This is a genomic window from Streptococcus sp. UBA632 (assembly GCF_002300045.1).
Lineage (GTDB): Bacteria > Bacillota > Bacilli > Lactobacillales > Streptococcaceae > Streptococcus > Streptococcus alactolyticus.
Window position 1 is genome coordinate 22,653 of sequence record NZ_DBPA01000053.1, and the last position, 6,589, is coordinate 29,241.

At 42.5% G+C, this 6,589-nt stretch carries 6 protein-coding genes; all 6 read left to right on the forward strand.

Going from position 1 to position 6,589, the window contains the following annotated elements; translation table 11 throughout:
• Positions 1-261: 261 nt before the first annotated feature.
• The gene (gene trpX / locus B3473_RS06365; protein WP_154454259.1) at positions 262-1,263 is read left to right on the forward strand and encodes a tryptophan ABC transporter substrate-binding protein; all 1,002 of its coding nucleotides are present in this window, start codon (positions 262-264) and stop codon (positions 1,261-1,263) included.
• A 14-nt stretch (positions 1,264-1,277) separates the two neighbouring features.
• Entirely contained in the window at positions 1,278-2,147 is an 870-nt protein-coding gene (locus B3473_RS06370) for an ABC transporter permease (RefSeq protein WP_154454258.1), read from the forward strand.
• Complete coding sequence (locus B3473_RS06375; protein WP_154454257.1) at positions 2,144-2,902, forward strand: ABC transporter ATP-binding protein; 759 nt, start codon at positions 2,144-2,146, stop codon at positions 2,900-2,902. The genes B3473_RS06370 and B3473_RS06375 overlap by 4 nt, the downstream gene beginning before the upstream one ends.
• Before the next feature lie 205 nt (positions 2,903-3,107).
• Positions 3,108-4,769 carry a ribonuclease J gene (locus B3473_RS06380; RefSeq protein ID WP_235281003.1) on the forward strand — a complete coding sequence of 554 codons (1,662 nt, stop codon included), beginning with the start codon at positions 3,108-3,110 and terminating at the stop codon, positions 4,767-4,769.
• A gap of 153 nt (positions 4,770-4,922) precedes the next feature.
• Complete coding sequence (locus tag B3473_RS06385) at positions 4,923-5,636, forward strand: matrixin family metalloprotease (RefSeq protein WP_154454255.1); 714 nt, start codon at positions 4,923-4,925, stop codon at positions 5,634-5,636.
• A gap of 88 nt (positions 5,637-5,724) precedes the next feature.
• The coding region (locus B3473_RS06390) for an ABC-F family ATP-binding cassette domain-containing protein (protein WP_293677979.1) at positions 5,725-6,589 on the forward strand (865 nt) is incomplete at its 3' end.

Consider the following 6,589-nt stretch of genomic DNA (forward strand, 5'->3'; position numbering starts at 1 on the left):
TTAGGATGAACATGACACAAGCTCTTACAAGTTGGCAAGGTTGGCGTAGGTAGAGTTGTGTTTATGTTGTGGCATAGATACGACTTTTAGAGTACTTCTAAAAAGTATCTATGCGCTAGTCTTAATGACAAAGTTGGATAAGGCGTGTAGTAGGCATTTACTACACGCTTTTCTTTTTAGCAGGCTCGATGATATGGCAATGATGAGAATGGTTTGACTGGCAAAGTCAGTCTTTAATAGGTGAGATAAAGGGAGACACGTATGAAAAATAAAGGACTTATTGGAACGTTAATTGTTTTAGTGGTATTAGTGGTGGGGTCAATGCTTTATGACCAAACCAAGAGTGATTCGCATCGCAATGAAAAGGTTAAAATCGGTATTTTGCAATACGTGACCCACGAGGCTTTGGATGAGATTGAGCGAGGGATTGAAGATGGTTTGGCTGATGCGGGTTATGACAAGTCAAATGCGGATATCACGGTTTTAAATGCTGAAGGGGATCAAAGTAAGATTCAGACCATGAGTAAGCAATTGGTCAATGCTAAAAGCGATGTTTTGATTGGGATTGCAACGCCAGCGGCACAAGGTTTGGCTTCGGCTACGAGTGATATCCCAGTTGTGATGGGGGCTATTTCAGACCCAGTTGGAGCAAAATTGGTTAAAAATCTTGGGAAACCAAATAGCAATGTAACAGGGGTTTCCAACCAAGTACCGCTCAAACAAACGGTAGAACTCATCCAGAGCATCACGCCAAATGCGAAAACGATTGGTGTTTTGTATGCTAGCAGCGAGGACAACTCAGTGTCACAAGTGGCTCAATTTAAAGAATATGCCAAATCTGCTGGCATCAATGTTGTGGAATACGCTGTGCCGTCAACTAATGAAATCACAACAACCATGTCTGTGATGACTGGCAAAGTCGATGCTATCTTTGTTCCTCAGGACAACACCATTGCTTCAGCTTTCACGAGCGTTGTGAGTGCAGCCAACGCAGCTAAAATCCCAATTTACTCATGCGTGGATACCATGGTTGAGCAAGGAAGCATTGCTTCTGTGGCACAGAGCCAATACGATTTGGGTGTCGAAACGGCTAAGATTGCCGTGAAATTATTGGCAGGTAAAAAAGTATCAGAAGTTCCTGTTAAGGTGGTCAATACAGGAACACCAACCTTGAATTTAAAAGCGGCTAAGGAGCTTGGCATTACTATTCCAGAAGACGTTTTGTCTCATGCAACCGTAGCCGTTGAGGCAGATAAGAATTAGAAAAGGAGAGGCACATGATTATTTCATCGGTTTCACAGGGGCTTTTGTGGGGAATTCTTGGACTCGGTATTTACCTCACGTTTCGTATTTTGAAATTCCCAGATATGACGACTGAGGGTTCTTTCCCCTTGGGTGGTGCAGTGGCGGTTACCTTGATGAATCAAGGCATTCATCCTATTCTAGCGACTTTTGCGGGAATGTTGGCAGGCTGTGTGGCAGGTCTTGTGACTGGCTTACTCTACACCAAAGGTAAAATTCCAACCATTTTGGCAGGGATTTTGGTAATGACCTCATGTAATTCTATCATGCTGATGATTATGGGGCGTGCTAATCTTGGTTTGCTGGATATTAAGACCATTCAAGACTTGCTGCCTTTTTCAGCAACAACTAACCTTTTGGTGATTGGGTTGTTAGCCGTTATTCTCGTGATTGCGGGGCTGATTTTCTTCCTATATACAAAACTTGGGCAGGCTTATATTGCTACGGGTGATAATCGTGATATGGCTAAGAGTTTTGGCATCAATACCGACCGTATGGAAGTCATGGGCTTGGTGGTTTCAAATGGGCTGATTGCCTTGTCAGGTGCTCTGATTAGTCAGCAAGATGGCTATGCTGATGTGTCAAAAGGGATTGGTGTCATTGTTATCGGTTTGGCTAGCATTATCATTGGTGAGGTTCTTTATTCGACCAATCTGACCTTATTAGAACGTCTTGTGGCAACGGTTGTGGGAGCTATCTTGTACCAATTCTTGATTGCTGGCGTGATTGCACTTGGTTTCAATACCAACTACCTCAAATTGTTTAGTGCCATTATTTTGGCTATTTGTCTTATGGTACCTGTTCTCAAAGATAAATTTTTCAAAGGAGTGACCTTATCGCGATGAAAAAAGTTGTAGAATTAAAAGAAGCGACCGTTCAGGTTAATAACGGTTTGGATAATGTCAAAACCATCCTTGACCATGTGAATTTGACGATTTATGAACATGATTTTTTGACAATTTTGGGTGGCAATGGTGCTGGAAAATCAACCCTTTTCAACGTGATTGCGGGGACTTTGATGTTGACTAGCGGCAGCATTTTCATCTTGGGTAAGGACGTGACCCATTTGCCTGCTGAGAAACGAGCGAGTGATTTGGCGCGTGTTTTTCAAGACCCTAAGATGGGAACGGCTCCTCGAATGACCGTGGCAGAAAACCTCCTTATTGCTAAATACCGTGGCGAAAAACGTGGTTTGGTCCCTCGCAACATTCACGCTTTTACAGAAGAATTTCAGGCCTTGGTGGCTAAGACTGGCAATGGTTTGGAAAAGCATTTGGAAACGCCGACAGGTCTTTTATCTGGGGGACAACGTCAGGCCTTGAGTTTATTGATGGCAACGCTCAAACGCCCTGAATTGTTGCTGCTGGATGAACACACCGCAGCCCTTGACCCCAAAACCAGCGTTTCTCTGATGCATTTGACCAATACGTTTGTCCAAAAGGACCAACTAACAGCCTTGATGATTACCCATCACATGGAGGATGCCTTGCATTATGGTAATCGCTTGATTGTCATGAAAGATGGTAAAATCGTCAAAGACCTCAATCAAGAGGAAAAGAAAGACATGACGATTGCGGATTACTACCAGCTGTTTGATTAAATGTGTGAAAGATGCCTTAGGGTATCTTTTTTTGCTGTTTAAAGCAATCTTTCCAAGTGTAAAAGAAGAAAATCTTCTGAAAATATGCTATAATGAAAGAGCTGTAATTCGACTTGTTAACCGTTTGGTGCAAGGACCGTTTGTATTATCATGAAGCAACTGGCGTTGCTTGTATTAAAAAATCAATGAAGGAGAAAACATCGTCATGAGCGATATTAAACTAATTGCCCTAGGTGGAGTCCGTGAAAACGGTAAAAACCTGTATGTGGTTGAAGTGAACGATTCTATTTTTATTTTAGATGCTGGTTTGAAATATCCTGAAAATGAACAATTGGGTGTTGATGAGGTCATTCCAAATCTAGATTATTTGATTGAAAATAAAAAACGTGTTCAAGGGATTTTCTTGACACATGGTCACGCAGATGCAATTGGGGCTTTGCCTTACATTTTGTCAGAAATGAAGGTACCTGTCTTTGGGTCACCACTTACGATTGAGCTTGCTAAGCTTTTTGTGAAGAAAAACAACAATGTGAAGAAATTCAATCAGTTTCATGTCATTGACGCAGAAACAGAGATTGAGTTTGCGGATGCGACCATTTCCTTCTTCAAAACGACCCATTCTATTCCAGAAAGTTTAGGGATTGTGGTTGGTACAGATGAAGGTCAAATTGTCTATACTGGTGATTTTAAATTTGACCAAGCTGCCCGTAAATACTACCGTACAGACTTAGCACGCTTGACTGAAATTGGTCGTGACGGCGTTTTGGCTTTGTTGTCAGATTCTGCCAATGCGACAAGTCATGTTTTAACGGCTAGTGAATCAGAAGTTGGGGCAGAAATTGATGACGTGATTGCCAATGCCGAAGGGCGTGTTATCATTGCGGCTGTGGCGTCAAACCTTTCTCGTATCCAACAAGTTTTTGATTCTGCCGCTGAACACCGTCGCCGTGTGGTCTTGACTGGTTTTGATGCGGAAAATATCATCCGTACCGCTATTCGCATGAAACGCTTGGGCGTGGCAGATGAAAAACTCATTGTTAAGCCAAAAGATATGCATAAATTCGAAGACCATGAATTGATTATCTTGGAAGCTGGACGTATGGGTGAGCCAATCAATGGTTTGCAAAAAATGGCTTTGGGACGTCACCGCTATGTTCAAATCAAAGACGGTGATTTGGTGTATATCGTAACCACTCCAAGCACTTCAAAAGAAGCTGTTGTGGCTCGCGTTGAGAACCTTATCTACAAAGCAGGTGGAACGGTTAAACTCATCACACAAGATTTGTGCGTATCTGGTCATGCCAATGCCCGTGACTTGCAATTGATGATTAACTTGTTGCAACCTAAATACCTCTTCCCTATCCAAGGGGAATACCGCAACCTTTCTGCCCACGCAGACTTGGCACAAGAAGTTGGGATGTATCCCGAGGACATTTATATTGTCAAACGTGGGGACGTTATGGTACTTGAAAAAGATGGTTTCCACCACGAAGGCAGTGTTCCTGCTGGTGATGTGATGATTGATGGAAATGCGATTGGTGATGTCGGCAATATCGTCCTTCGTGACCGTAAAGTCTTGTCAGAAGACGGTATTTTCATCGTGGCTTTGACAGTCAACAAACGCGAAAAGAAAATCGTATCAAAAGCTAAAATTCATACGCGTGGCTTTGTTTATGTGAAGAAAAGCCGTGATATCTTGCAAGAGGCAGCAGAATTGGTCAACCAAACGGTTGAAAATTACTTGGCACAAGACAGTTTTGACTGGGGCGAATTAAAAGGAGCTGTCCGTGATGACGTGGCTAAGTTCTTGTTTGACCAAACCAAACGCCGTCCAGCTATTTTACCAGTTGTCATGGAAGTGCGTTAATCCGTTTTGAAAAGGAGCAGAATGAGCATCTCAAGAATAAGGTTTTCCTTATTTTTGGGTGCTTTTTCTCGTTTTTTAAGCCAAAGCTTTGTATACTTGAGGTAATAATGATGAATTAAGCGTTTTCAAAAATACATAAAAAGGAGAAGGTGGATGCGGTCTTTTGTAAACATGATTTTCTTTATTCTCAGACTTGTGTTTCGGCTGATTTGGAATCTTTTTTGGGGTTTGGTCGAGACGGTGGTGGTGCTGGGACTTCTAATTTTTGGCTTGCTTTATTACGCTAATCATAGCCAATCAGCTATTGCCAATGCTATTTTAGATGTCAAAGACCGTGTGGTGACTTATGTGTCCACACAAGATGACGATTTGGTTGGGTGTTTGAACAACCTCACTATTGACCAGGACAGCCATCATGCGGGCGAGCGTTGGGAAAATGCCAGTGCGACGGTTTATATTGATACGGACAACACGACCTTGGTTTATGCTTATGAAGAAGCCATCAGGGCTTGGAATGATACAGGGGCTTTTACCTTCAACATCGTTCCTGACAAGAGTTTGGCAGGGATTGTTTTGACCGAGTACTCAGATGCCCAATCAAAAGCCGCAGGAGTGGCCGAGGCTGAAACCGATGCTCTCACCAATGAAATCAAGTATGTCAAGGTCAAGTTGAACACCTATTATTTGACGGAGAACAACTACGGTTACAGTTATTATCGAATTGTTTACACGGCGGAGCATGAATTGGGGCACGCGATTGGCTTGGACCACGATGATAGCCAACAGTCTGTCATGCAATCATCAGGCTCTTATTATGGCATTCAGCCTGTTGATATTGAAAATGTCAAGAAACTTTATGCTTCTTAAAAATGGTTTGTTTGGAAAATCTGCTGATTTTGGCAGATTTTTTGACATTCTTCTAGTTTAACGACTCGTGATTTGGTAAAATAGACCTATGATTATTTTACAAGGTAATAAATTGGAACGCTCATTTTCGGGCGATGTGTTATTTGATAATATCAATATTCAAGTAGATGAAAAAGACCGCATTGCGCTGGTTGGGCGAAACGGTGCGGGAAAATCGACTTTGCTGAAAATTTTGGTTGGCGAAGAAGCACCGACTTCTGGTGAGATTAACCAAAAACGGGATTTAAGCCTGTCGTATTTGGCACAAGATAGCCGTTTTGAATCGGAAAATACGATTTTTGATGAAATGCTGCACGTTTTTGATGACGTGCGGAGCATGGAAAACCGTCTGCGTCGCATGGAAATGCAGATGGCAGAGGTGACAGGCGATGCCTTTGACCAGTTAATGTCAGATTATGACCGCTTATCAGAAGAATTTCGCGTGAAGGGCGGCTTTACCTACGAAGCGGATATCAAGGCTATTTTAAACGGTTTTAAATTTGATGAATCCATGTGGCAAATGAAGATTTCGGAATTGTCAGGAGGGCAAAATACCCGCCTAGCCCTTGCCAAAATGTTGCTGGAAAAACCAGAACTTTTGGTCTTGGACGAGCCGACCAACCACTTGGATATCGAAACCATTGCTTGGCTGGAAAATTATTTGGTCAATTACCAAGGCGCCTTGATCATCGTCAGCCACGACCGTTATTTCTTGGATAAGGTAGCAACGATTACGCTGGACTTGAATCCGCATTCGCTTGACCGTTATGTGGGTAATTATTCGACTTTCATGGACTTGAAGGCGGAAAAATTAGCCCTTGAAGCGAAAAATTACGAAAAACAAGCCAAAGAAATTGCCAAATTGGAAGGTTTCGTGCAACGCAATATCGTTCGAGCCTCAACGACAAAACGTG